Origin of the sequence: Streptomyces zaomyceticus (assembly GCF_014656215.1) — a bacterium.
GTDB classification, from domain to species: Bacteria; Actinomycetota; Actinomycetes; order Streptomycetales; family Streptomycetaceae; genus Streptomyces; species Streptomyces zaomyceticus.
The window spans coordinates 266,421-292,297 of record NZ_BNBZ01000003.1; the positions used below are offsets into that span (position 1 = coordinate 266,421).

Sequence of the window (25,877 nt, forward strand, 5' to 3'; positions counted from 1 at the left end):
CGTCCATTCTGGTCCAGGGGGTGTCGTGTGGGTCGGGCCGGATGAGGGAGCGGGCTCCTGGGGCAGTCGGCGACTGACGGCGACGCGGCGGGCGTGCGGGCCGGAGCCCGCGAGCGCGGCCCGATCCACACGACACCCCCTACGCGTGCTGGCTGCTGACGGAGACCGTCTCGCCGGTCATGTAGGAGGAGTAGTCGCCGGCGAGGAAGACGATGACGTTGGCGATCTCCCAGGGCTCGGCGTACCGCCCGAAGGCCTCGCGCGCGGTGAGTTCGTCGAGGAGTTCGGTGGTGGTGACCTTGGCCAGGTGGGGGTGCATGGCGAGGGACGGGGAGACCGCGTTGACCCGGACGCCGTAGGCGGCGGCCTCGACGGCCGCGCAGCGGGTGAGGGCCATGACCCCGGCCTTGGCGGCGGCGTAGTGGGCCTGTCCGGCCTGGGCGCGCCAGCCGACGACGGAGGCGTTGTTGACGACGACGCCGCCGGTGCCGGACGCGCGGAAGCGGTTCAGGGCGGCGCGGGTGCAGCGGAAGGTGCCGCCGAGGGTGACGTCGAGGACCCGGTTCCACTGTTCGTCGGTCATGTCGGCGAGGTCGGCGGTGCCGCCGAGGCCGGCGTTGTTGACGAGGATGTCCAGGCGGCCGTGGAGCCGTTCGGCGGTGTCGTACAGGGCCTGGACCTGGCTCTCGTCGGTGACGTCGCAGGGCTGGGCGGCGACGGAGCCGGCGCCGAACTCGGCGGCGAGCGCGGTCTCGGTCTCCTTGAGGCGCCGGGTGTGGGCGTCGCTGACGAGGACGCGGGCACCCTCCTCCAGGAAGCGGCGGGCGGTGGCACCGCCGATGCCGGCTCCGGCGGCGGCGGTGATCACCGCGGTCCGTCCGCGGAGGAGTCCGTGGCCGGGCACGTAGGGGGGCGGGGGCGGCGGCGGTGTCACGGTCGCGGCTCCTTCGGGAGGCCGAGCACCCGCTCGGCGATGATGTTCCGCTGGATCTCGCTGGACCCGGCGTAGACGGTGTCGGCGCGGGAGAAGAGGAACAGCCGCTGCCAGTCGTCGAGTTCGTACGGGGCCGCGGCGGCGAGGGTGGCGGCGGGGCCGCACACCTCCAGGGCGAGTTCGCCGAGGTCGCGGTGCCAGTGGGACCAGTACAGCTTGGCGGCGGAGGGGTCGGTGCCGCGCAGGGCGCCCGCGCGCAGGGCTTCCAGTCCGGCCCAGGCGCGGGTGAGGCGGTCGCGGATGTCGGGGTCGGCGGCGGCGCCGTTGCGCCGGGCGAGGGCGACGAGGGCGTCGAGTTCGCGGCGGAAGCCGACCTGTTGGCCGAGGGTGGAGACCCCGCGTTCGTAGCCGAGGGTGGCCATGGCGATCCGCCAGCCGTCGCCGGGCGCGCCGACGACGTTCGCGGCGTCGGTGCGGGCGCCGTCGAAGAAGACCTCGTTGAACTCGCTGGTGCCGGTGAGCTGGACGATGGGCCGGATCTCGACGCCCGGCCGGTCGAGGGGGACGAGGAGGTAGGAGAGTCCGGCGTGGCGCCGGGAGCCGGGGTCGGTCCGGGCCAGGACGAAGCACCACTGGGCTTCGTGGGCGAGGGAGGTCCAGATCTTCTGGCCGGTCACCACCCAGGCGTCGTCCTCGCGCACGGCGCGGGTGCGGACGGCGGCGAGGTCGGAGCCGGCGCCGGGTTCGCTGTAGCCCTGGCACCAGAGTTCCTCGACGGCGCGGACGGGGGGCAGGAAGCGGGCCTTCTGTTCCTCGGTGCCGTGGTCGATCAGGGTGGGCCCGAGGAGCTGTTCGCCGATGTGGTTGACGCGGGCGGGGGCGTCGGCGAGGGCGTACTCCTCGTGGAAGGCGATCTGTTCCTCGATGGTCGCGCCGCGTCCGCCGTACTCCTTCGGCCAGCCGACGCACGTCCAGCCGTGGGCGGCCATGTGCCGTTCCCAGGCGAGGCGTTCGGCGAACGCCTCGTGTTCGCGGCCGGGTCCGCCGCGTCCTTTGAGGGCGGCGAAGGAGCCGCTGAGGTGGGTCTTCAGCCAGCCCCGTATCTCCGCCCGGAACTCCTCGACGCTGCTCATGGCCGTACGTTAACCTACCAAACACTTGTTAGGGAACGGGTGAGGGCGGGGTGACCGATGGATCTCTCGTACACACGGACCGAGGAGGCCTTCCGGGCGGAGGCCCGGGAGTGGCTCCGGGACCATGTCCCCGTCGTGCCGCTGGTCTCCCTGGAGACGGCCGAGGGCTTCGCCGCCCACCGCGCCTGGGAGGCCGAACTGGCCGCCGCCCGCTGGTCGGTGGTCTCCTGGCCCGAGGAGTACGGGGGCCGTGGCGTCGACCTCGCCCGGTGGCTGGTCTTCGAGGAGGAGTACTGGGCGGCGGGGGCACCCGGAAGGGTCTCGCAGAACGGCGTCCAGCTCCTCGCCCCCACCCTCTTCGACCACGGCACGGAGGAACAGCGGGCCCGGGTGCTGCCGTCGATGGCGACCGGGGAGACGATCTGGGCCCAGGCCTGGTCCGAGCCCGAGGCCGGCTCCGACCTGGCGTCCCTCACCTCCCGCGCGGTCCGTACGGACGGGGGCTGGCTGCTGTCCGGACAGAAGACCTGGTCCTCCCGGGCCGCCTTCGCCGACCGGGCCTTCGGCGTCTTCCGCAGCGACCCGGCGGCGGACCGGCCCCACCGGGGGCTCACCTATCTGATGTTCGACCTGCGGGCGCCGGGCGTGACGGTCCGGCCCATCGGCCGGCTCGACGGGAAGCCGGCCTTCGCCGAGCTCTTCCTCGACGAGGTCTTCGTCCCCGACGAGGACGTGATCGGGGAGCCGGGCCAGGGCTGGCGGATCGCGATGTCCACCACCGGCAACGAGCGCGGGCTGATGCTCCGCTCCCCCGGCCGCTTCCTCGCCGCCGCCGACCGGCTCGTACGGCTGTGGCGCGCGGAGGGCGACCCGGCCGACTCGGCCCTGCGGGACCGGGTGGCGGACGCGGTGATCGGGGCGCGGGCGTACCGGCTGTTCACGGCGGGCGCGGCGGCCCGGCTGGCCACGGGGGCGCCGTCGGGGGCCGAGTCCAGCCTCAACAAGGTCTTCTGGTCGGAGTACGACCTGGCCCTGCACGAGACGGCACTCGACCTCCTCGGCGCGGAGGGCGAGCTCGCGGACGGCGCCTGGGCCGAGGGTTATGTCTTCGCCCTCGCGGGCCCCCTCTACGCGGGCACCAACGAGATCCAGCGCGACATCATCGCCGAGCGGCTGCTCGGCCTCCCGAAGGGGCGCCGCTGATGAGCTTCCTGCCGACCGACGAGCAGCGGGCCTTCGCCCGTTCCCTGGACGCGATGCTCTGCGCCTCGGACACCCCGGCGGCCGTACGGGCCTGGGCGGGCGGCGACCCCGGCCCGGGGCGGGCCCTGTGGGGGCGGCTCGCGGAGGCGGGCGTGTGGGCGCTCGCGGTACCGGAGGCGTACGACGGGGTGGGCCCGCTCCCGGTGGAACTCGCTCACGCGTTCGTCGAGTTGGGCCGTCACGCGGTGCCGGGCCCGGTGGTCGAGACGGTGGCGACGGCGGTGCTCCTCGGCGAACTGGCGCGGCTGGGCGAGCCCGGCCCGGCGAAGCGGCTGCTTCCGGGCCTGGCGTCGGGAGAGTGGACGGCGACGCTGGCGATCGCCGGGCCGGAGTCCGAACGGCACCCCGTCCCCTACGCCCTCGACGCCGACCGGGCGGACGCGGTGCTCGTCGTACGGGGCGAGGAGTTGTGGCGGGCACACGGCCACGGACCGGTCGAGGTGTCCGCCGATCCCGCGCGGCGCCTGGCCCGCCCGGCGCCCGGCGGGGAACTGCTCGCCGAGGGAACCGCCGTGGCCGTCGCGGCAGGCCACGCCCGGCGCCTGGCGACGCTGGCGACGGCGGCGCAGTCCCTCGGCGTGGGCCGCGCGCTGCTCGACCGGACGGTCGCGTACGCCCGGCAGCGCACCCAGTTCGGCACCCCGATCGGCGCGTTCCAGGCGGTCAAGCACCGCCTGGCCGACACGCTGCTCGCCCTGGAGTTCGCCGGGCCGCTGGTCTTCGGGGCGGCGGTGACCTCGGCCGAAGGGGACGTGGCGGCCGCCAAGGTCGCGGCGGGCGAGGCGGGGTACGCGGCGGCCCGCACCGCCCTCCAGATCCACGGAGCGGTCGGCTACACGGAGGAGCTGGACCTCTCCCTGTGGCTCCGCAAGGCCCGCCCGCTGCGGGACGCCTGGGGGGACCCGGCCGCCTGCCGGGCGGCCGTCCTCGGCGCGTGCTCCTGACCTGGGGCGGGGGCGCGGCTCAGGAGCGGTGGTTCGGCCAGTGCGGGTCCTCCCAGCGGGCCGGACCACCGAGGCCGATCAGCCGTATCCGGTGGAGCAGTTCCTCGGGAGCGCCCCGGGACCGCAGCCGGGGAAGGGCGTGGCCGACCAGCCAGTCCGCGAGACCGGTGCGCAGCCGGTCCTCGTCGTGCCAGGTGCGCCAGGGGAGTTCGTCGGCGAGCAGGTCGTGGTCCCACTGGCCGGCCGCCTCGGCCAGGTGCCCGTGGGCCGCCGGATGATCCAGCGTCTCCCACACGGCGAGCCAGGGGTCGAGCGTGCCGGAGGCCTCGGTGCACAGCACCAGCAGCTGGTGCACGGGCACGGCGGGATCCGTCTCGACGAGGCTGTACGCCCACCAGGCGTGCAGGAACTCCTCCACCGCCGCGCTCTGGTCCGCGGGCCACTGGCGCCAATCGGCCCAGGCGAACACCCGCCCGACCTCTTCCATGCCGGACAGCTGCTCCACCCGGCCACGGACGAGGCTCCCGGAGAACTGGGGCAGGATGCGGCGCAGCACGGCGCCCTTGTCGCGCCAGTCGGGAGCCGTCCAGGTGCGGCGCAGGAGGCCGGGGTCCAGCTCCGTGTCCGGGGACTTCAACCGCGCCAGCTCTTCCTCGCTGCCCCAGTGGCAGTCGCACTGGACCTCGTCCGCGGCAGCGGTCATGCCGCGGAAGGTGTCGGTCAGGTCGGCGAGCGCGGCGTCGAGCCGGAGCCGGGCTCGCGCGGGAGTGTCGTCGGAATGCGGGGTCATGGCACCGCTTTCGGGACTCCGGAGGGCTTCCGCCGTCCGAAGATCCCCACGCTACCCGGCGGGGTCCGCCGCGTCACGGGCTCATGCCACCCGGCGGGGCGGGCTGTCGCCGTTGCCGCGCCGGAAGGTGCGGACCGGGCGCCCGGCGGACCAGGTGCGGACGACGAGCTCGTCGTCGTCGACCCAGGTCCGTACGACCTCGGTCGGCTCCACCCGGAAGAGGTGGAAGGGCCGGGGCGCGCCCGCCTCGGCGGCGTACCGGTCCACGGTCGCGGGGTCGGTGACCTCGACCGCCCGCCCGGAGACGCGGACGTCCCCGCCGCCCATGTCGGTGCCGGAGCCCGGGTTGGCGAGCAGGGCGAAGCGGGGGTCGCGGCGCAGGTCGAGGGCCTTGCGGGAGTTCGGCATCATGCCCAGCCAGAGTTCTCCGAAGCGGAAGTCGGCCTCGATGCCGCTGAGTCGGGGCGAGCCGTCCCCTCGGACCGTGGCGAGGGCGTGGTGGGTGTACTGCCCGAAGCGCTCGCGCACGGTCGCGGCGAGTTCGGGTTCGGCGGCCTCGAAGGCCGACCAGGTGGTTCCGGTTCCGGTGTCTCCCATGAGTCCAGGAAACACCGGAAAGCAGACATCCACTGTCCGGATTACTCCGTCCGTCGGGTCCCGACGCCGGGACCCGACGTCTCGGGACCGGTGGACGTCAGGAGGCGGCGGTGCGCTCCGCCTCGCTGCGCTCGACGCAGAACTCGTTGCCCTCCGGGTCGCCGAGGGTCGCCCAGCCGGTGCCGTCCGGGTTCCGGCGGTCGTCGAGGAGGGCGGCGCCGAGGCCGAGCAGCCGCGCGATCTCCTCGTCGCGGGTCCGGTCCTGCGGCTGGAGGTCGAGGTGGACACGGTTCTTCACCGTCTTCGTCTCCGGGACCTGGATGAAGAGCAGCCCGGCGCCCGCCGTCTCGACGAGCACCTCGTCGTCGCCGGGCCGGTCGTCGTCGGAGACCTTGGAGTCCAGGACGTTCGCCCAGAAGGTGGCCAGGGCGTAGGCGTCGGTGCAGTCGATCGTCACATGTCGCACGAGAGAGGTCATACGTTCATGATCTCCGCCGCGCCCGGCCCCGGCCAAGCGATTTCCCGGCCGCTCAGGGGCGTTCGCCCGTTGGCCCCTCGATGTCCGCGAGCATGGCGTCGGCGAGGTCGCGCTCGGCGGCGTAGTACCGCTCGGCCCAGGTGAGGGTGAGCCGGGGGTAGGCCCAGGCCTCGTTCGCGGCGGCGTCCGCCGCGTCCGCCTCGGCGCGCAGCCGCATGCTCTCGGCGTACGCCCGGTGCGCCGTCAGGATCTCCCGCATCCGGTCGGGTTCGAGGAGATGGCCGAGCCAGAGCCGCAGCATCGGCCCGTGCTTGAGGACCGGGGGATCGAGGGGGGCGGTGCGGGCCCAGGTCCGGACGGCGGCGAGGCCCGCCCCGGTGATCAGGTAGACGCGCTTGTCGCGCGAGCCGGCCTCCGGGGCGACCAGGCGCGACGCGGCGAAGCCGGCTTTCTCCAGACGCTTGAGTTCGCTGTAGATCTGGCTGAACGACGGGCTCCAGTAGAAGAGGCCCAGCGACCGGTCCGCCCATTTCTTGACGTCGTAACCGGACAGCTCGCGCCCGAAGGAGAGCAGCCCGAGCACGGCCCAGCTCGTCGCCGGAAGCCCCGGCGACTCCGGCAGTTCGGGCGACTCGCGCCCCGCGTCCGTCTTCTCGTCCGCCACGGACCGCAGTCTACGGCCACCCTTCCCTCCTCCATCTATACCTGTTAGAAGTATTTCGATTAGGTATAGTCCTGCACCCCGGTCGCACCATCGCCCTGGGAGGAGCTCCCGTTGAAGTTCTCCATGATCTTCGAAGCACAGCTCGTCGACCCCACCCCCGCCCGCGAACACCGCGTCCTCCACGACTGCGTCGAACAGGCCGTCCTCGCCGAGGAGATGGGCTTCGACCGCGTCTGGGCGGTCGAGCACCACTCCCTCACCCAGTACGCCCACATGAGCGCGTCCGAGATCTTCCTGACCTGGGTCGCCGCCCGCACCCGGACCATCCGCGTCGGCCACGGCGTGGTCACCATGCCCTTCGGCTACCAGCACCCCGTCCGGGTCGCCGAACGCGCCGCCATGCTCGACGTGCTCTCCGGCGGCCGGGTCGACATCGGCGCCGGCCGGGGCGCGACCCGCCAGGAGATGCGGATGTTCGGGGTGCGCCCCGAGGACACCCGGCCGCAGACGGAGGAGGCGCTGCGGATCCTCGCCGCCGCGTGGCGCGAGCCCGAGTTCGAGTGGCACGGCTCCCTCGACATCGGCCCCGGCGCGGTCCTGCCCCGCCCCGCCCAGCTCCCCCATCCCCCGCTCTTCATGGCCTGCTCCCGGCACGAGTCGCTTCGGCAGGCCGCCGAACTCGGCATCGGCGCGCTCGTGATGGGGTTCGCGGGCGCCGACGACGTCCGCGCGATGCGCACGGTGTACGACGAGGCCGTCGCCGCACGGGACGGGTCGCGGCTCGTCTCCACCGAGGTCAACGACCACTTCTCCGCGCTCTGCCCGACGATCGTCCTGGACGACGCCGACCGCGCCCGCCGGCTCGGCACCCGCGGCCAGCGCTTCTTCGCCGAGTCGATCGCCCACTGGTACGGCGGCGCCCCCGCACCCACCGGCTACGCGGAGGACGAGGACCACACCGGCGCCCTCGCCCTCGAACGGGACGCGCTGATCGCCCGGCTGCACGAGGCGAACGTCCCCGCCCGGCCCGTCGACACCGGCACCTACAACACCGACCACGCCTACGGGGACTCCGCCACCGCGATCGCCTACGTCGAGCGGCTCCGGGAGATCGGCGTCGACGAGGTGATGTGCCTGATCCAGATGGGCACCGTGCCGCAGGAGGTCTGTCTGGAGACCATCCGCCAGTGGGGCACGAAGGTCATCCCGCACTTCCGCGCACCGGAGACATCCGCGTGAGCGGCGTCCTGGACGGCAGGGTCGTGATCGTGACGGGCGCGGCCCGCGGCCAGGGCGCGGCCGAGGCCCGCCTCCTGGTGGCGTACGGGGCACGGGTCGTCCTCACCGACGTACGGGAGGCGGAGGGCCGGGCGGTCGCGGCGGAGCTCGGCGGGGCGGCGGTCTTCGTCCGTCACGACGTGACGTCGGCGGACGACTGGCGGGCCGTGACGGACACGGCGGTCTCCACGTACGGCAGGATCGACGGGCTCGTCAACAACGCGGCCCTGTGGCGAACGGCGCCCGTGGAGTCGGAGACGTACGAGAACTTCGAACTCCTCCTCAGGGTCAACCTGCTGGGCCCCTTCCTCGGCATCCAGGCCGCCCTCCCCTCGCTCCGGGAGGCGGGGGGAGGCTCGATCGTGAACGTGTCGTCGACGGCCGGCCTGACCGGAGTCCCCGGCCACGCCGCCTACGGAGCGGGCAAGTTCGGTCTGCGGGGTCTCAGCCGCTCGGCGGCCCGCGACCTCGCCCGGTACGGCGTCCGGGTGAACTCGGTGCACCCCGGCGCCGTCGACACCCCCATGACGGCGGCGGTCGCCGAGAGGGACTGGTCGCACCTGCCGCTCGGCCGGATGGGCCGCCCCCAGGAGGTCGGCGAGCTGATCGCCTTTCTGCTCTCCGACAGGTCCTCGTACGTGACGGGCGCCGAGTTCACGATCGACGGAGGTCTCACCGCATGACGACCGATCCCCTCACCCCGGCCGCCCGCGCGCTCTGCGACGCGATGACGGCCGGCTTCCCCGGCCCCGAGGCGGGCCCGGAGGCCCTCCGGGCGGCGGCCCGGGCCCGCCTCGGCGACATCCCGCCGGCCTCCTCCGCCTCGGCGCGCGGAGTCCCCGTCCGCGTGTACGAGGGCACGGCCGACCTCGTCGTCGTCTTCGCCCACGGCGGCGGCTGGGTCCTGTGCGATCCGGACACCCACGACCGGACGTGCCGCGCGCTCGCCTCCCGTACCGGCGCCACCGTCGTCTCCGTCGACTACCGGCGCGCGCCCGAGCACCGCTTCCCGGCGGCCGAGGACGATGTGTGCACGGCCCTGAAGTGGGCGGCCGACCGCTGTCCGGGGCGCCCCCTGTTCCTGGCCGGCGACAGCAGCGGCGGGAACCTGGCAGCGGCGGCGGCCCTCCGCGCCCGCGACGGAGACGGCCCGCGTGTGGCGGGCCAGCTCCTCGTCCACCCGGCCCTCGACCACCGTATGGAGGGACGATCGGCCCACGACTTCGCGGAGGGCTACTTCCACACGACGGCGCACATGCGCTGGTACTGGCGGCAGTACATGGGCCCGGACGGCGACCCGACCGCGGCCTCCCCCGGCCTGGCGGCCGAGGTCTCCGGCCTCCCGCCGACCCTCCTGGTACTGGCCGACTGCGACCCCCTGCGCGACGAGGGCCTCGCCTACGCCCGCCGCCTCTCAGCGGCGGGTGTGCGCACCGAGGTCCACCTGCACACGGGTGTGTTCCACGGCTTCCTGGGCGGGGCGGGGCTGCTGCCGGAGGCGGACGCGGCGCTGGACGCGGCGGCGGCCTGGCTGTCCACGACCGGATCCGTCCCGCCCCGGACCGCGTGAGCACGGTGCTCGGATCCACCCCACCCCGCACCTCGTGAGCACGCCCGGACCGCGAACGCGCAACAGCGCCCACCCAGTCGTCCGGTCGGGGACATTCGGGGGGCGCCGCGCTCAGTTCCGTACGTCGTTGTACGGGACGTTTCTCGGGTGATCCGGTCGGATCAGACCGTCAGCGAACGGTCCGTCGGGCGGATCGGGGCCGGCAGCGAGCTCGCGCCGGTCAGGAAGCGGTCCACACCGCGGGCGGCGGAGCGGCCCTCGGCGATGGCCCAGACGATGAGCGACTGGCCACGGCCGGCGTCTCCGGCGACGTACACGCCATCGACGTTGGTGGCGAAGTCCGCGTCACGGGCGATGTTACCCCGCTCGTCGAGGTCCAGACCGAACTGGGCGACCAGGCCGTTCTCGACGTCCGTGCCGGTGAAGCCCATCGCGAGCGTGACCAGCTGGGCGGGGATCCTGCGCTCCGTGCCCGGCTTCTGGGTCAGCTTGCCCGCGACGAACTCGACCTCGACGAGGTGGAGGAACTGGACGTTGCCGTCCTCGTCGCCCTCGAAGTGGGTGGTGGAGACGGAGTAGACCCGCTCGCCGCCCTCCTCGTGCGCGGAGGTGACCTTGTACAGCATGGGGAAGGTCGGCCAGGGCTGGTTGGCGTTCCGGTCCTCGCCCGGTCGCGGCATGATCTCCAGCTGCGTGACCGAGGCCGCGCCCTGGCGGTGGGCCGTGCCGACGCAGTCGGCGCCGGTGTCGCCGCCGCCGATGACGACGACGTGCTTGCCCTCGGCCGTGATCGGCGGGGTCACGAAGTCACCCTCGACGACCTTGTTGGCGAGCGGCAGGTACTCCATCGCCTGGTGGATGCCGGCCAGCTCACGGCCCGGGACGGGCAGGTCGCGGGCGGTGGTGGCACCGGCGGCGATGACCACGGCGTCGAACCGCTTGCGCAGGTCCGTCGATGTCAGGTCGCGGCCGATCTCGATGCCGGTGCGGAACTTGGTGCCCTCCGCGCGCATCTGCTCGATGCGGCGGTTGATGTGCCGCTTCTCCATCTTGAACTCGGGGATGCCGTAGCGCAGCAGGCCGCCGATGCGGTCGGCACGCTCGTACACGACCACGGTGTGGCCGGCCCGGGTCAGCTGCTGGGCGGCGGCGAGACCCGCCGGGCCCGAGCCGATGACGGCCGCGGTCTTGCCGGACAGGCGCTCGGGCACCTGCGGCTTGACGTCGTTGGCGTCCCAGGCCTTGTCGATGATGGAGACTTCGACGTTCTTGATGGTGACGGCCGGCTGGTTGATGCCGAGCACGCACGCGGACTCGCACGGCGCCGGGCACAGTCGGCCGGTGAACTCCGGGAAGTTGTTGGTGGCGTGCAGACGCTCCTGCGCCGCCGACCAGTCCTCGCGGTAGGCGTAGTCGTTCCACTCGGGGATCAGGTTCCCGAGGGGACAGCCGTTGTGGCAGAACGGGATGCCGCAGTCCATGCAGCGGCCGGCCTGCTTGCTGATGATCGGCAGCAGGGAGCCGGGGACGTAGACCTCGTTCCAGTCCCTGACGCGCTCGCCCACGGGGCGGGTCTCGGCGACCTCGCGACCGGTGGTCAGGAAGCCCTTGGGGTCAGCCATGGGTCGCCGCCTCCATCATCTTCTCGGTGGTCTCGGCCTCGGAGAGACCGGCGAGCTCAGCGGCGTCCTTGGCGGCGAGCACTGCCTTGTACGTGGTGGGGATGATCTTGCTGAACCGGTCCGCGGTCGCGGTCCAGTCGGCAAGGAGCTTCTCGGCGACCGTGGAGCCGGTCTCCTCGTGGTGGCGGCGCACGACATCGTGCAGCCAGTCCTTGTCGGCGTCCGACAGGGCCTCGATCGCGCCCAGGTTGCCGGAGTTGACGTTGTCCCGGTCGAGGTCGACGACGTAGGCGACACCGCCCGACATGCCGGCCGCGAAGTTGCGTCCGGTCTCGCCGAGGACGACCGCCGTACCACCGGTCATGTACTCGCAGCCGTGGTCGCCCACGCCCTCCGAGACGACCAGGGCTCCGGAGTTGCGGACGCAGAAGCGCTCGCCGGTGCGGCCGCGGAGGAACAGCTCGCCGCCGGTCGCACCGTAGCCGATGGTGTTGCCCGCGATGGTCGAGTATTCGGCGAGGTGGTCGGCGCCTCGGTCGGGGCGGACGATCACGCGGCCGCCGGAGAGGCCCTTGCCGACGTAGTCGTTGGCGTCGCCCTCCAGGCGGAGGGTGACACCGCTCGGCAGGAAGGCGCCGAACGACTGGCCCGCGGAGCCGGTGAAGGTGATGTCGATGGTGTCGGCCGGGAGGCCGGCACCGCCGAACCGCTTCGTCACCTGGTGGCCGAGCATGGTGCCGACCGTGCGGTTGATGTTGCGGATGGCGACCTGGGCGCGGACCGGCTGCGCCTCCTCGGCGGAGGCGGCGTTGAGGGCCTCGGCGGCGAGCTGGATCAGCTCGTTGTCGAGGGCCTTCTCCAGACCGTGGTCCTGCTCGATCAGCGCGTGGCGGACCGCGCCCTCGGGCAGCTCCGGCACGTAGAAGAGCGGCTCCAGGTCGAGACCCTGCGCCTTCCAGTGGGTGACGGCGCGGCTGGTGTCGAGCAGCTCGGCGTGGCCGACGGCCTCCTCGATGGTGCGGAAGCCCAGCTCGGCGAGGATCTCGCGGACCTCTTCGGCGATGAACTGGAAGAAGTTGACGACGTACTCGGCCTTGCCGGAGAACCGGTCGCGCAGCGCCGGGTTCTGGGTGGCGATGCCGACCGGGCAGGTGTCCAGGTGGCAGACGCGCATCATGACGCAGCCGGAGACGACGAGCGGCGCGGTCGCGAAACCGAACTCCTCGGCGCCGAGCAGCGCGGCGATGACGACGTCACGGCCGGTCTTGAGCTGGCCGTCGGTCTGGACGACGATCCGGTCCCGCAGCCCGTTGAGCAGCAGGGTCTGCTGGGTCTCGGCGAGGCCGAGCTCCCAGGGACCGCCGGCGTGCTTCAGCGAGGTGAGCGGCGAGGCGCCCGTTCCGCCGTCGTGGCCGGAGATGAGGACGACGTCCGCGTGGGCCTTGGAGACACCGGCGGCGACCGTGCCGACGCCGACCTCGGAGACCAGCTTCACGTGGATGCGGGCGACCGGGTTGGCGTTCTTGAGGTCGTGGATCAGCTGAGCCAGGTCCTCGATGGAGTAGATGTCGTGGTGCGGCGGCGGCGAGATGAGGCCGACGCCGGGCGTCGAGTGACGCGTCTTGGCGACCCACGGGTAGACCTTGTGGCCGGGCAGCTGGCCGCCCTCGCCGGGCTTGGCGCCCTGGGCCATCTTGATCTGGATGTCGTCGGCGTTGACCAGGTACTCGCTGGTGACGCCGAAGCGGCCGGAGGCGACCTGCTTGATCGCGGAGCGGCGGGCCGGGTCGTAGAGGCGGTCCGGGTCCTCGCCGCCCTCACCGGTGTTGGACTTGGCGCCCAGCTGGTTCATGGCGATGGCGAGGGTCTCGTGCGCCTCGCGGGAGATGGAGCCGTACGACATGGCGCCGGTGGAGAAGCGCTTGACGATCTCGGAAACCGGCTCGACCTCGTCGACGGAGATCGCGGGGCGGTCCGACGTGAAGCCGAAGAGGCCGCGGAGCGTCATCAGGCGCTCCGACTGCTCGTTCACCCGGTCCGTGTACTGCTTGAAGATGTCGTACCGCTTGTTGCGCGTGGCGTGCTGCAGGCGGAAGACGGTCTCCGGGTCGAACAGGTGCGGCTCGCCCTCGCGACGCCACTGGTACTCGCCGCCGATGTCCAGGGCGCGGTGCGCCGAGGGGACGCCGGAGACGGGGTACGCCTTGGCGTGGCGGGCGGCGACCTCCTTGGCGACGACGTCGAGACCGGCGCCGCCGATCTTGGTGGCCGTGCCGTTGAAGTACGTGGCGACGAAGGTCTCGTCGAGGCCGACGGCCTCGAAGACCTGGGCGCCGCGGTAGGAGGCGACGGTGGAGATGCCCATCTTGGACATGACCTTGAGGACGCCCTTGCCGAGGGCGTAGATCAGGTTCCGGATGGCCTGCTCGGCCTCCAGTCCCTCGATGAAGGTGCCGGCGCGGACCAGGTCCTCGACGGACTCCATGGCGAGGTACGGGTTGACCGCCGCGGCGCCGTAGCCGATGAGCAGGGCGACGTGGTGGACCTCGCGGACGTCACCGGCCTCGACCAGCAGACCCACCTTGGTGCGCTGCTTGGTGCGGATGAGGTGGTGGTGGACGGCCGCGGTGAGCAGCAGCGAGGGGATCGGCGCGTGCTCGGCGTCGGAGTGCCGGTCGGAGAGCACGATGAGGCGGGCGCCGCCCTCGATGGCGGTGTCGGCCTCGGCGCAGATGGCGTCGAGGCGGGCGGCGAGGGCCTCGCCGCCGCCGGAGACCCGGTAGAGGCCGGAGAGGGTCGCGGCCTTCATGCCGGGCATGTCGCCGTCGGCGTTGATGTGGATGAGCTTGGCCAGCTCGTCGTTGTCGATCACCGGGAACGGCAGGGTGACGCTGCGACACGTCGAGGAGGTGGGCTCGAGCAGGTTGCTGCCGGGGCCGAGCGAGGAGCGCAGCGAGGTCACGAGCTCTTCACGGATGGCGTCCAGCGGCGGGTTGGTGACCTGCGCGAACAGCTGGGTGAAGTAGTCGAAGAGGAGCCGCGGGCGGGCGGACAGGGCCGCGATCGGCGAGTCCGTGCCCATGGAGCCGAGGGGCTCGCCGGCGGTGCGGGCCATCGGGGCGAGGATGACGCGGAGCTCTTCCTCGGTGTAGCCGAAGGTCTGCTGGCGGCGGGTGACCGAGGCGTGGGTGTGCACGATGTGCTCGCGCTCGGGGAGGTCGGAGAGCTCGATCTCGCCGGTCTCCAGCCACTCCTCGTAGGGGTGCTCGGCGGCGAGGGCGGCCTTGATCTCGTCGTCCTCGACGATGCGGTGCTCGGCGGTGTCGACGAGGAACATCTTGCCGGGCTGGAGGCGGCCCTTGCGGACGACCTTGGCGGGGTCGATGTCGAGGACGCCGACCTCGGAGGAGAGGACGACGAGGCCCTCGTCGGTGACCCAGTAGCGGCCGGGGCGCAGACCGTTGCGGTCGAGGACCGCGCCGACCTGGACGCCGTCGGTGAAGGTGACGCAGGCCGGGCCGTCCCAGGGCTCCATCATCGTGGAGTGGTACTGGTAGAAGGCGCGGCGGGCCGGGTCCATGGTCTCGTGGTTCTCCCACGCCTCCGGGACCATCATCAGGACCGCGTGGGGCAGGGAGCGGCCGCCGAGGTGGAGCAGCTCCAGGACCTCGTCGAAGGAGGCCGAGTCGGAGGCGTCCGGGGTGCAGATCGGGAAGATCCGGTCCAGCGAGCCCTCGCCGAAGACGGTGGAGTCGAGCTGGGCCTCGCGGGCGGTCATCCAGTTCCGGTTGCCCTTGACGGTGTTGATCTCACCGTTGTGGGCGACGAAGCGGTACGGGTGGGCCAGCGGCCAGCTCGGGAAGGTGTTGGTGGAGAACCGGGAGTGGACCAGGGCCACGGCGGTGGCGCAGCGGCGGTCCGACAGGTCCGGGAAGAAGGGCTCGAGCTGGCCGGTGGTCAGCATGCCCTTGTAGACGATGGTGCGGGCGGAGAGCGACGGGAAGTAGGTCGCGGCCTCGCGCTCGGCGCGCTTGCGCAGGACGAAGGCCTTGCGGTCGAGCGCGATGCCCGAGGTCTCGCCGTCGGCGACGAAGAGCTGGCGGAAGACCGGCATGGTGGCGCGGGCGGAGGCGCCGAGCAGCTCGGGGGCGACGGGGACCTCGCGCCAGCCGAGGACGTTCAGGCCCTCTTCGGCGGCGATCGCCTCGATCTTGGCGGTGGTCTCGTCGGTGCCGTCCTCGGGGAGGAAGGCGATGCCGACGGCGTACGCGCCGGCCTCGGGGAGGTCGAAGCCGGCGACCTCGCGGAGGAAGGCGTCCGGGACCTGGAAAAGGATGCCGGCGCCGTCACCGGAGTCGGGCTCGGAGCCGGTGGCGCCGCGGTGCTCGAGGTTGCGCAGTACGGTCAGCGCCTGCTCGACCAGCGCGTGGCTGGCTACACCGGTGAGGGTGGCCACGAACCCGACACCACAGGCGTCGTGTTCGTTACGGGGGTCGTACATCCCCTGCGGAGCAGGGCGACCGTCCATGGGCGACCAGGCGTCGGAACGCATCGGCTCTCCCGTCGTCGTCGTGGCTGGGGGCACCTCCCAGACCACGTCTGGGGGAGCTGCTGCCGAGGGACGACGTTGGCCCTCCGCGAAATTTCGTGCAGGTTACATGATGGCTGGCTTCTCGCGAAGTGGATAGCTCGTTCCAGCATGCGGACACCACCGACACGGAGCGGTGGTGTGGGTTCACCTGTGGTTTGCGAGGTCAGAGGCCTGCCTCGCGGGGACGGATCGAGTCGATCCGGAGGATCTCCGGGTCTTCGGCGACCCGTCACTGTGTGGGCTTCATTGCCCAGCGACGCTCATGCCTCATTCCCGTTGGTCATGGGTTCGAAACCGCCGGGTAACCGGCTACATATGTGGCGTCCTGCATAGTGTCTCATCGCTGCGGCGGATCGGGCCAGGGATATACGTCACAGCCCTTTCGCGGCCTCTGCGCCGAAAAGAGAGCACGAAAAGACCGAGAAGCCCCTTTGGGGAGCCTCTCGGTCTTCTGCGGGGGTACGGAATCCGCACCGGCCCCGCGGGGGCCGGGTCGCCTCTCGGGAGCCGGGTCGCCCCTCAGGAGCCAGGTCGCCTCTCGCGGGCCGGGGCGCCTCTCGGGGGCCGGGGTACCTCGCGCGGGCCGGCTCGCCTCGCGCGGGCCGGGCGAGATCCACGGGAGAGGACCTACAGCGCGGCCCCGAGGAGCATGCCGAGCCCGTAGGTGACGGCGGCGGCCGCGCCGCCGAGGACGAGCTGGCGCAGTCCGCTGAAGAGCCAGCCGCGGGCGGTCACCCGGGCCACGAGCGCGCCGCAGGCGAAGAGCCCGAGGAGCGCGAGCAGGACGGCCGGCCAGAGCGCGGTCGCCCCCAGCAGATACGGCAGCACGGGGAGCAGCGCGCCGAGCGCGAAGGAGCCGAAGGACGAGACGGCGGCGACGGTGGGCGACGGGAGGTCGTCCGGGTCGATGCCGAGCTCTTCGCGGGCGTGGATCTCCAGCGCCTGCTCCGGGTCCCGCGACAGCTGCATCGCGACCTCGCGGGCGAGCGCGGGCTCCACGCCCCGGGAGACGTAGAGCGCCGCGAGCTCCTCCATCTCGTCGACCGGGTGCTTGCGCAACTGACGTCGCTCGACGTCCAGTTCCGCCTGGACGAGCTCGCGCTGCGAGGCGACGGAGGTGTATTCGCCGGCGGCCATCGAGAAGGCGCCGGCCGCGAGTCCGGCGAGGCCGGTGATGACGACGGTCTGCGTGGAGACCGCGCCACCGGCGACGCCGGTCATCAGGGCGAGGTTGGACACGAGTCCGTCCATCGCGCCGAAGACCGCCGGACGCAGCCAACCGCCGTTCACGTCACGGTGCGTGTGGTTGTCGCGGTGGGCCTCGTGCAGTGGCGCCTGAGCTTCGATGATGGACATGGCTCTCCCCTCGTTCCGGCGGGCCGGGTTGCACCCGCCGCCCCCAACACCCTCGAAAATACGCGCGATGTAAGGGGCCCGCCAGCAAGGCAGGCCGTACTTACTAAGGCGTGCCTTGCTGCGGGAACCGGGTTCTGGCGAGGTGTCAGGCGGGTGACAGAGACGTTTCTTCGGCGAGTTCGCGGCCCGTGGTGGCACAGATCCAGGCAGCGGGCGCCATCGACGCGCCCCCACCGAGGAAGGGGCCACGACCATGGTGACCACCACGGCGCGCGACACGCGTGAACGGGCGAGAGGGGCACTTCTCGGCCTCGCCGTCGGCGACGCGCTCGGCGCGCCCGCCGAGAACATGCGGCCCTCCGAGATCCGCCGCCGCTGGGGCCGGATCGAAGGCTTCGTCACGGACAGCCCGGCCGGCACGGACGACACCGAGTACGCCATCTTCTCGGCGCTGCTCCTCGCCCGGCACGGCTCGGCCCTCACCGTCCACCACGTCGAACGGGCCTGGCACCACTGGATCGCCGACCTCGACGAAGGCCCGTTCCGCGGCGCGGGCTTCTCGGAGCGCGGCACCCTGGAGAACCTCCGCCGGGGCCTCGCCGCCCCCATCTCCGCCCAGCACCGGCACGCCTGGAGCGACGGTCTCGCCATGCGCGCGGCACCGTTCGGGGTGTTCGCGGCCGGCCGCCCGGCGGAGGCGGCCCGGCTCGTCGCCATCGACGGCAGCGTCAGCCACGACGGCGAGGGCATCTACGGCGGCCAGGCGGTCGCGGCGGGCGTCGCGGCGGCGATGGCGGGAGCGGGCGTCACCTCCGTGATCGCCGCGGCCCTCTCCGCGGTCCCGATGGACTCGTGGACGGCCCGCTCACTGCGCCGCGCGGTCGTCGCCGCCCAGCGCGTCCAGCCGGACCCCCTCACCCGCGAACGCCAGGTCCGCTCGGCGGTCGTCATCGGCGGCTACCCCTGGACGGACCTGGCCCCGGAAGCGGTGGGCCTGGCGTTCGGCGCCTTCGCGGCGGCGCGGGGCGACTTCCGTACGGCGGTCCTCACGGCCGTCAACATGGGCCGCGACGCCGACACCACGGCGGCGGTGGCGGGCGCCCTGGCCGGCGCGATGGCGGGCGCGTCGGCGATCCCCGAGGAATGGGCGCGGGCCATCGCGCCGGTGACCGGCAGCTGCCTCCCGTCGATGCGCGGCTACCACGTCCTGGACGTAGCAGACCTTCTGACCCCGGAGGGGGAATCCTGATGAGTGGGGACACGACGACGGACACCGCGGGCACGGTCGCCGCCACCACCGCGGAGCCTCGTCCCGCGGACCGGGACGGGTGGGCGCAGCCCCTGACGGCGGGTCACGGCTCCCTGCTCGGCACCCCCCTGGACCGATCGCCGGTACCGGGCTCCGCCCCCGTGGACTTCGCGCCACCGGTACCGACGCCGAACGCCGACCCACCGGACCTCGCACCACCGGCACCGAACGCCGACCTGCCGGGCCTCGCACCACAGACCCCGGCCCCGAACACCGACCCGCCGGTCCTCGCACCACAGGCCCCCGCACCGAACGCCGACCCCACCGCCCTCGCACCACAGGCCCCCGCCTCGGCGCCGAATTCCGTCCCGCCGGCCCTCGTGCCGCCGCCGGACGCCGGCCCGCCGGACCTCGTGCCACAGGCGGCCGCCCCGGTGCGCGGCACCGGTTCGTGGGGCGGCGCCCACCGGGCCCCCCGGCCGGAGGCCCCCCGCAGTGCGGACCGGGACGCCGTCGAAGGCCTCCTCCTCGGCCTCGCCTCGGGCGACGCCGCCGGCTGGCCCGCCGCCAGGCATCGTGCCGCCCGTATGCCCGAGTGGACCCGTCGTCTCACCCGTGAGCTCGACACCTTCGCCGAGCAGAACGCCACGACCACCCTCCCCGTCCCCATCGCCCTCAACCAGCCCCCCGAGCCCCTCCGCCTCGGTCCCTCCGACGACGCAGAGTGGGCGGCCTTCACCGCCGAGGCGATCCTCACCGCCTCGGGCCCGGTCTTCACCGGCCTCCCCCCGGAGCGTCGCCTCCGCGCCGCCGTCGACCTCGCCTGGAACGCCCTCGCGGGACAGGTCGCCGCCGCGGCCGACCGCGCACCGGAGGTCGAGTCCGCCGTTCTCCCGCTCCGCGCCCGGATCTCCGTCCGCGCGGGCCTCGGCAATCTCGCGACCGGTCTGCGTCCACCCGCCACCGGCCACGACAATCCGCACTTCTTCGACGACGCGGCCTGCGTCCGGGCCGCCGTCCTGGCCGTGGTCCACCCCGGCGACCCCCGCGCCGCCGCCGAACTCGCCGAGTTCGACGCCCGGTACACCCAGGACGGCGACGGAGTCCACGGCGCCCGCGCGATGGCGGCCGCCGTCGCCTCGGCGCTCGGCGGGGCGACGGTCGAGGAGGCCGTCGGTGCGGCGCTCGCCGAACTCCCGCCCGTCACCGAGATCGGCCGCAACGCCCGGTACGCGGTGAAGCTGGCGGAGACCGCGGGTTCGGCCTTCGAGCTGGTCCCGCTCCTGGAGCACCAGATCGTGGACCACGTCTACAGCTACGGCATCGCCGCGGCCGAGACGGTCCCGGTCGCGCTCGCGCTCGCCACCGCCGCCCGGGGCGAGATGGCGGCAGCCGTGCCGGCCGCGGTCTGTCTCTCCCGGGTCGCCGACTCCGCGCCCGCGCTCGCGGGCGCGCTCACCGGGGCGCTGGGCGGGGGCCGTTCGGTGCCCGCGACCTGGCGCGCGGCGTGCCGGACGCTGGCGGGCTGCGCGCTGCCCCGGCTCGCGGGCACGGATCTGGTCGAACTCGCCGGGCTGCTCGCAGCCACGGAACCGACCACCCCGGGTGGACAATTCCGACATGACACCCACAACGGCACCCGTATCGCCACCGACCACGACACCCGTGGTGACACCCGGAGCGACACCCGCACTGGATGACCGGATCACCGGCAGTCTCGTGGGGGCCGCCGTCGGCGACGCGCTCGGCGGCCCCGTCGAGGGCTACACCCCCGAGCAGATCGTGGAGCGCCACGGCGGACGCGTCACCGGGATCGTCGGCCCCTGGAACGGCGCCGAGTGGCGTACCGCCCGCCCCATCGCCCCGTACCACAAGGGCGACGGACACGTCACCGACGACACCTTGATGACCCATGCCCTGATCCGGGTGTACGAGAAGGTCCGCGGCCACCTCGACGCGTACGCGGTCGCGGACCATCTCGTGCCCGAACTCATGGGCTCGCCGGTCTGGATCCCGGAGCTGGAGGCGGACGCGCTGCCGCTCCAGCGGATCTTCCTCGCCGAGAAGTGGATCGTGACCCGGCTCCACTACGGCCATGCGGACCCGCGCGAGGCCGGCGACGGCAACATCGTCAACTGCGGTGCGGCGATGTACATGGCCCCGGTCGGACTCGTGAACGCGGCCCATCCGGAGGCCGCGTACGCCGAGGCCCTCGATGTCGCGGGCGCGCACCAGTCCTCGTACGGCCGCGAGGCGGCGGGCGTGTTCGCGGCGGCGGTGGCGGCGGCGTGCGTACCGGGCGCCACACCCACGTCGGTCGTCGACACGGCCCTCGCCCTGGCGAAGGACGGCACCCGGTCGGCGATCGAGGCGGTGGCGGAAGTGGCCTCCCGGCACCGGGACTTCGAGTCGGCGCTGGCCCCCCTGCGCACGGCGGTGGCCCCCTTCGACTCGGTCGGCCCCGACTACCGCTCGCCCTCCCTCGGCGCCCGGCGACCGTCCCGTCTCCACGCGATCGAGGAGCTGCCGATCGCCCTCGGCATGCTGCTGGTCGGCGAGGGCGACTACCGCCGTACGGTGCTCGGCGCGGTCAACTACGGCCGTGACTGCGACTCGGTCGCCACGATGGCGGGCGCGATCGTGGGCGCGCTGCACGGGGAGACGGCGGTGCCGTCGGACTGGGCGAAGCAGGTGGCGGAGGCGAGCCGTCTGGACGTCCACTCCCCGGCGAAGGCGCTGACGGAGGTGGCCCGGGAGATCTTCGCCCACGACAGGGAGCGCCGCCGGGCCCACGAAGCGGCCTTCGCCACCCTGACGGGCGCGCCCCGATGAACCTCCGTCTGACCTGGGTCCAGCCGGAGGACCTGGTGGGCCACGAACTCCGCCAGGCGGGCGAGGACGGCCGCGACGCACGGGAGGTGGCCGCCCGCTGGCAGCGGGCGGGCGGCCTCCCCGCCCCGCCCACCGCCGGCGCGTCCGCCACTCCCCGCCCGGACCTCCGCCCGCTGGCCGAACACCTCCTGGACTCCCTGGCGACGCTCCCCTCCCCCCTGTCCCCCCACGAGCCGACGGGCCTCCCCGGGATTCGGGCCCTGGCACTCCACGGCGCCGCCCGGACCGTCGCGGACGGGCGCCCCCCGGGGCAGGACGGGCGTCCCCCCGGGCAGGACGGGCGGGCACCGGCGCCCGTGCCCGGCCCCGGCTCCCCGCACGCCGCCCACCAGAGCCCTCCCCCACCCCCACCGCCAGGCACTCGTGACCGCCCGCCGCGCGAAACGCCGCGCTTCCGGGGGCCCGCGGGCGGAGCCCCGGGATCCGGCGGTGCGGGGACGGACACCGCGCTCCGTGACCGGCTGCACGCCGCCTGGCTCGGCCGAGCCGCCGGCTGCCTTCTCGGCAAGCCCGTCGAGAAGCTCCCCCTCCCCGCGATCCGCGCCCTCGCCCGCGCCACCGGCAACTGGCCCCTCTCCGACTGGTTCACCGCCCGCGGCGTCCCGCCCGAGCTGCTCGCCGCCCACCCCTGGAACCGGCGCTCCGCCACCACCTCCCTCGCCGAGAACATCGACGGGATGCCCGAGGACGACGACCTCAACTACCCGCTCCTCAACCTGCTGCTGCTCCAGCGGTACGGCCGCGACTTCACCACCGCCGACGTCGCCCGCCTCTGGCTCGACGAGCTGCCCGCCGGCCGCACCTTCACGGCCGAGCGCGTCGCCTACCGCAATCTCCTCGACGGCGTCGAACCCCCGCTGACCGCCGTCCACCGCAATCCCTTCCGCGAGTGGATCGGCGCCCAGATCCGGGCCGACGTCCACGGCTGGACCCACCCGGGCGACCCGGTCGGCGCCGCCGGACAGGCGTACCGGGACGCGGTGCTCACCCACACGGCGAACGGCGTGTACGGCGCCATGTTCGTCGCCGCCACCCTCGCCACCGCCGCGACCGGCACCGCCGACGTCCACCGGGCGCTCGCCGGGGGACTCGCCGTGATCCCGCCGCGCTCCCGCCTCGCACGGGCAGTCCGCAGCGGGATCGGACACGCGCGCGACACCGCCGACTTCGACACCGTCGTCGACCGGCTGCACGCCGAACTCGGCGGGTACCACTGGGTGCATGCCGTCCCCAACGCCGCTCTGCTCGCCGCCGCCCTCACCCACGCCGACGGCGACTTCTCCCGCTCCGTCTGCGCGGCCGTCTCGGGCGGCTGGGACACGGACTCCAACGGCGCCACCGCGGGTTCGGTCGCCGGCCTGCTCGCCGGGCATCCCGACCGGCTGCCCGAGCGCTGGACCTCTCCCCTCAAGAACCGTCTCGCGACCTCGGTCGCGCCCTTCGACGGCATCGGCTTCGACTCCCTGGCCGAACTGACCCACCTGGAGGCAGTACGCCCATGACCAGCATCGTCGTACTCGGCAGCACCAACATGGATCTCGTCGCCTATGTGCCGAGGGCCCCCGCCCTCGGGGAGACGGTCACCGGCCGCTCCTTCCGTACGATCCCGGGCGGCAAGGGCGCCAACCAGGCCGTCGCCGCCGCCCGCGCCGGCGGCGAGGTGTCGTTCATCGGCGCGGTGGGCGCGGACGACTACGGCGAACGCCTGCGGGCCAACCTGGAGCACTGCTCGGTCGACACCGACCTGCTGCGCACCGCCGAGGGCGCCTCGGGCACCGCCCATGTCGTCGTCGACGACGCGGGCGGCAACGCGATCGTCGTGATCCCCGGCGCGAACGGCACCGTCACCTCCCTCGACCACGGCGACGAGGCCCTCATCGGCACCGCGGACGCCCTGCTCCTCCAGCTCGAACTCCCCCTCTCCGTCGTCGTGGAGGGCGCCGCGACCGCCCGCCGTCTCGGTGTCCGCACCGTCCTCACCCCGGCGCCCGCCCGGCCGCTGCCCCCCGAACTCCTCGCCACCACCGACCTGTTGGTGCCCAATGAGCACGAGGCCGCCGCGCTCACCGGACTGACCGACCCGCGCGAGGCCGCTCTGGCCCTGCTCCGGGACGTCCCCGAGGTGGTCGTCACCCTGGGGGCGGCGGGCAGCCTGTACGCGGTACGGGGCGCCGATCCGGTCATGGTGCCCGCACCCCGCGTCCTGGCCGTGGACACCACCGCGGCGGGTGACACCCTCGTGGGCGCGCTGGCGGTCGCCCTCGGCGAGGGCCGTCCCGCTCCGGAGGCCCTCGCCTGGGCGCAGGCCGCCGCCGCGCTCTCCGTGCAGCGCGAGGGCGCGTCGACGTCGATGCCGTTCCGCACCGAGATCGAGGCGGCCTTCGGCTCCCTCGCCCAGAAGGAGGCCGACCCCGTATGACCGTCGCTCCGCAGTCCCCCACCACGGCCCCGTCCCTCCCCTCGGCCGCCTCCACGCCGCGGGCCCCCCTGCACGGTCTGCGTGTCCTGGATCTCGCGACCCTCTTCGCCGGTCCGCTCGCGGCGACGATGCTCGGCGACTTCGGCGCCGACGTCGTCAAGGTCGAGCACCCCCGCAAGCCCGACCCGTCCCGCGGCCACGGCCCCGCCAAGGACGGCATCGGTCTCTGGTGGAAGGTCCTCGGCCGCAACAAGCGGGCGATCACCCTCGACCTGTCCTCGCCCGGCGGCCGTGACACCCTCCTCGCGCTGGCCGCCGAAGCCGATGTGATCGTGGAGAACTTCCGCCCGGGCACCCTGGAGCGCTGGGGTCTGGGCTGGGAGGAGCTGTCCGCGGTCAACCCGCGTCTCGTCCTGACCCGGGTGACCGGCTTCGGCCAGTTCGGCCCGTACTCCCACCGCCCCGGCTTCGGCACCCTGGCCGAGGCGATGAGCGGCTTCGCCGCCATCACCGGCGAGCCCGAGGGTCCGCCCACCCTGCCCCCCTTCGGTCTGGCCGACTCGATCGCCGCCCTGGCCACGGCGTACGCGGTGATGACCGCCCTCACCGCGAGGACCACGACCGGACGCGGCCAGGTCGTCGACATGGCGATCATCGAACCGATGCTCGCGGTCGTCGGACCCCACCCCCTCTGGTACGACCAGCTCGGCTACGTCCAGCCCCGGACGGGCAACCGCTCCCGCAACAACGCCCCGCGCAACACCTACCGGACCTCCGACGGCTCCTGGGTCGCCGTCTCCACCTCCGCCCAGTCCATCGCCGAACGCGTCATGGTGCTGGTCGGCCGCCCCGATCTGATCGACGAGCCGTGGTTCGGCGACGGCGCGGGGCGGGCCGAGAACGCGGACGTCCTGGACGAGGCGGTCGGCGCGTGGATCGCCCGCCGCACCCGCGAGGAGGCGATGGCGGCCTTCGAGAAGGCGGAGGCGGCGATCGCCCCGGTCTACGACGTCCGGGACGTCGTCGCCGACCCCCAGTACCGGGCGCTCGGCACCGTGACCGAGGTGCTGGACCCCGAACTCGGCCCGATCAAGATGCAGAACGTCCTCTTCCGCCTTTCCGAGACGCCCGGAGGGATCCGCTGGTCCGGCCGCCCGCACGGAGCCGACACCACCGCCGTCCTCTCCGAACTCGGCCTCACCCCCGCCGAGATCGACGCCCTCCGTGAGCAGGGGGCGGTATGAGCCCGACGAGCGGCACCGGGGACGCGGCCGGCCGGAGTCGCCCCGCCGCCCCCCTCACCTGGCTGTACGCCCCCGGCGACCGCCCCGAGGTCGTCCGCAAGGCGCTGGTCTCCGGCGCCGACGTCGTGATCGTCGATCTGGAGGATGCGGTCGCCCCGCACCGCAAGGCGTACGCCCTCGACGCCACGGCCGATCTGCTCGCGGACCCGCACCCCGTGCCGATCCACGTCCGCGTCCACACCCCGCGCGACATCCCCACCCTGGCCCTCCTCCCCGGCCTTCACGGTCTCCGGGTTCCCAAGGTGACACACGCCACCGACATTCACCGGATCGCCGAGCTCGCCCCGGGTCTCCCCCTCTACCCGCTCCTGGAGAACGCCCTCGCCGTGGAGCACGCCTACGCGATCGCCACCGCCCATCCGGCCGTGCGCGGCATCGCGCTCGGCGAGGCGGACCTCCGCGCCGACCTGGGGGTGCGGGAGGACAGCGGCCTCGACTGGCCGCGGGGCCGGGTGGTGGTCGCGGCCCGCGCGGCCGGCCTCCCGCCCCCGGCCCAGTCGGTCCATCCCGACATCGCCGACCTGGAGGCACTGGCGGCCGGCTGTGCCCGGGGCCGGGCCCTGGGCTTCTTCGGCCGGGCGGCCGTCCACCCCCGCCAGCTCCCGGTCATCGAACGCGCCTACCTGCCCACCCCCGAGGAGATCGACGCGGCCCGGGAGGTGGTCGAGGCGGCCGGCACGGAGCCGGGCGCGCTGGCCCTCCCGGACGGCCGCTTCGTCGACGCGGCGGTCGTGCAGGGCGCCCACCGGGTCCTCGCCCTGGCGGCCCGGACGGCCTGACACCCGTACCCCCT

21 protein-coding genes are annotated in these 25,877 nt (G+C 73.6%); 12 read left to right on the plus strand and 9 right to left on the minus strand.

What is annotated here, in order from left to right; translation table 11 throughout:
- Positions 1–139: 139 nt before the first annotated feature.
- Together IE311_RS06295 and IE311_RS06300 are read right to left on the minus strand one after the other, a co-directional pair.
- Positions 140–934 carry an SDR family oxidoreductase gene (locus IE311_RS06295; protein WP_189830560.1) on the minus strand — a complete coding sequence of 265 codons (795 nt, stop codon included), beginning with the start codon at positions 932–934 and terminating at the stop codon, positions 140–142.
- Positions 931–2,067 (minus strand): acyl-CoA dehydrogenase family protein, encoded by a 1,137-nt coding sequence (locus IE311_RS06300; protein ID WP_189830561.1) that lies wholly within the window; start codon positions 2,065–2,067, stop codon positions 931–933. Before IE311_RS06300 ends, IE311_RS06295 begins: the two co-directional genes overlap by 4 nt.
- A 57-nt stretch (positions 2,068–2,124) precedes the next feature.
- On the opposite strand from IE311_RS06300, the gene IE311_RS06305 reads away from it, so the two are divergent.
- Together IE311_RS06305 and IE311_RS06310 are read left to right on the plus strand one after the other, a co-directional pair.
- Positions 2,125–3,270, plus strand: coding sequence for an acyl-CoA dehydrogenase family protein (locus tag IE311_RS06305; protein WP_189830562.1), 1,146 nt, complete (start codon positions 2,125–2,127; stop codon positions 3,268–3,270).
- Positions 3,270–4,274, plus strand: a complete 1,005-nt coding sequence (locus tag IE311_RS06310) for an acyl-CoA dehydrogenase family protein (protein ID WP_189830563.1) — start codon at positions 3,270–3,272, stop codon at positions 4,272–4,274. Before IE311_RS06305 ends, IE311_RS06310 begins: the two co-directional genes overlap by 1 nt.
- A gap of 19 nt (positions 4,275–4,293) precedes the next feature.
- On the opposite strand, the gene IE311_RS06315 is transcribed toward IE311_RS06310, so the two are convergent.
- The 4 genes from IE311_RS06315 to IE311_RS06330 all read right to left on the minus strand — a co-directional run bounded on the left by IE311_RS06315 (position 4,294) and on the right by IE311_RS06330 (position 6,803).
- Positions 4,294–5,064: a hypothetical protein gene (locus IE311_RS06315; RefSeq protein WP_189830564.1), complete on the minus strand. Its 771-nt coding sequence runs from the start codon at positions 5,062–5,064 to the stop codon at positions 4,294–4,296.
- An 81-nt stretch (positions 5,065–5,145) separates the two neighbouring features.
- Positions 5,146–5,661, minus strand: coding sequence for a pyridoxamine 5'-phosphate oxidase family protein (locus tag IE311_RS06320; RefSeq protein ID WP_189830565.1), 516 nt, complete (start codon positions 5,659–5,661; stop codon positions 5,146–5,148).
- Positions 5,662–5,758: 97 nt separating this feature from the next.
- Positions 5,759–6,139 carry a VOC family protein gene (locus tag IE311_RS06325; protein WP_189830566.1) on the minus strand — a complete coding sequence of 127 codons (381 nt, stop codon included), beginning with the start codon at positions 6,137–6,139 and terminating at the stop codon, positions 5,759–5,761.
- A gap of 52 nt (positions 6,140–6,191) precedes the next feature.
- Entirely contained in the window at positions 6,192–6,803 is a 612-nt protein-coding gene (locus tag IE311_RS06330; RefSeq protein ID WP_229901753.1) for a PadR family transcriptional regulator, read from the minus strand.
- A 111-nt stretch (positions 6,804–6,914) separates the two neighbouring features.
- Here IE311_RS06330 and IE311_RS06335 point away from each other — a divergent pair, with 111 nt between their 5' ends.
- Genes IE311_RS06335 through IE311_RS06345 form a run of 3 tightly spaced genes read left to right on the plus strand, consistent with a single transcriptional unit; the run spans position 6,915 to position 9,651 of the window.
- Positions 6,915–8,042: an LLM class flavin-dependent oxidoreductase gene (locus tag IE311_RS06335; protein ID WP_189830567.1), complete on the plus strand. Its 1,128-nt coding sequence runs from the start codon at positions 6,915–6,917 to the stop codon at positions 8,040–8,042.
- Positions 8,039–8,764, plus strand: a complete 726-nt coding sequence (locus IE311_RS06340; protein WP_229901754.1) for an SDR family NAD(P)-dependent oxidoreductase — start codon at positions 8,039–8,041, stop codon at positions 8,762–8,764. Before IE311_RS06335 ends, IE311_RS06340 begins: the two co-directional genes overlap by 4 nt.
- Positions 8,761–9,651 (plus strand): alpha/beta hydrolase, encoded by an 891-nt coding sequence (locus tag IE311_RS06345; protein ID WP_189830568.1) that lies wholly within the window; start codon positions 8,761–8,763, stop codon positions 9,649–9,651. The genes IE311_RS06340 and IE311_RS06345 overlap by 4 nt, the downstream gene beginning before the upstream one ends.
- Positions 9,652–9,812: 161 nt before the next feature.
- Here IE311_RS06345 and IE311_RS06350 read toward each other — a convergent pair whose 3' ends face one another.
- The 3 genes from IE311_RS06350 to IE311_RS06360 all read right to left on the minus strand — a co-directional run bounded on the left by IE311_RS06350 (position 9,813) and on the right by IE311_RS06360 (position 17,220).
- Positions 9,813–11,273 (minus strand): glutamate synthase subunit beta, encoded by a 1,461-nt coding sequence (locus IE311_RS06350; RefSeq protein WP_189830569.1) that lies wholly within the window; start codon positions 11,271–11,273, stop codon positions 9,813–9,815.
- Positions 11,266–15,825 (minus strand): glutamate synthase large subunit, encoded by a 4,560-nt coding sequence (gltB, locus tag IE311_RS06355; protein WP_189830570.1) that lies wholly within the window; start codon positions 15,823–15,825, stop codon positions 11,266–11,268. Before gltB ends, IE311_RS06350 begins: the two co-directional genes overlap by 8 nt.
- Positions 15,826–16,491: 666 nt before the next feature.
- On the minus strand, positions 16,492–17,220 hold the full coding sequence (locus tag IE311_RS06360) for a VIT1/CCC1 transporter family protein (RefSeq protein ID WP_189830571.1): 729 nt from the start codon (positions 17,218–17,220) through the stop codon (positions 16,492–16,494).
- A gap of 253 nt (positions 17,221–17,473) precedes the next feature.
- Between IE311_RS06360 and IE311_RS06365 the strand changes: the two genes are divergently transcribed.
- From IE311_RS06365 to IE311_RS06395, 7 genes are all read left to right on the plus strand, one after another.
- Positions 17,474–18,469, plus strand: a complete 996-nt coding sequence (locus IE311_RS06365; protein WP_189830572.1) for an ADP-ribosylglycohydrolase family protein — start codon at positions 17,474–17,476, stop codon at positions 18,467–18,469.
- A 413-nt stretch (positions 18,470–18,882) separates the two neighbouring features.
- On the plus strand, positions 18,883–20,169 hold the full coding sequence (locus IE311_RS06370) for an ADP-ribosylglycohydrolase family protein (protein ID WP_373313768.1): 1,287 nt from the start codon (positions 18,883–18,885) through the stop codon (positions 20,167–20,169).
- Positions 20,090–21,301 carry an ADP-ribosylglycohydrolase family protein gene (locus IE311_RS06375; RefSeq protein WP_189830573.1) on the plus strand — a complete coding sequence of 404 codons (1,212 nt, stop codon included), beginning with the start codon at positions 20,090–20,092 and terminating at the stop codon, positions 21,299–21,301. Before IE311_RS06370 ends, IE311_RS06375 begins: the two co-directional genes overlap by 80 nt.
- The gene (locus IE311_RS06380; RefSeq protein WP_189830574.1) at positions 21,298–22,863 is read left to right on the plus strand and encodes an ADP-ribosylglycohydrolase family protein; all 1,566 of its coding nucleotides are present in this window, start codon (positions 21,298–21,300) and stop codon (positions 22,861–22,863) included. The genes IE311_RS06375 and IE311_RS06380 overlap by 4 nt, the downstream gene beginning before the upstream one ends.
- The gene (gene rbsK / locus IE311_RS06385; protein ID WP_189830575.1) at positions 22,860–23,780 is read left to right on the plus strand and encodes a ribokinase; all 921 of its coding nucleotides are present in this window, start codon (positions 22,860–22,862) and stop codon (positions 23,778–23,780) included. Before IE311_RS06380 ends, rbsK begins: the two co-directional genes overlap by 4 nt.
- A complete protein-coding gene (locus IE311_RS06390; RefSeq protein ID WP_189830576.1) occupies positions 23,777–25,024 on the plus strand; it encodes a CaiB/BaiF CoA transferase family protein in 1,248 nt (415 codons plus the stop codon). Before rbsK ends, IE311_RS06390 begins: the two co-directional genes overlap by 4 nt.
- Positions 25,021–25,863: an HpcH/HpaI aldolase/citrate lyase family protein gene (locus IE311_RS06395; protein WP_189830577.1), complete on the plus strand. Its 843-nt coding sequence runs from the start codon at positions 25,021–25,023 to the stop codon at positions 25,861–25,863. Before IE311_RS06390 ends, IE311_RS06395 begins: the two co-directional genes overlap by 4 nt.
- Positions 25,864–25,877 lie beyond the last annotated feature (14 nt).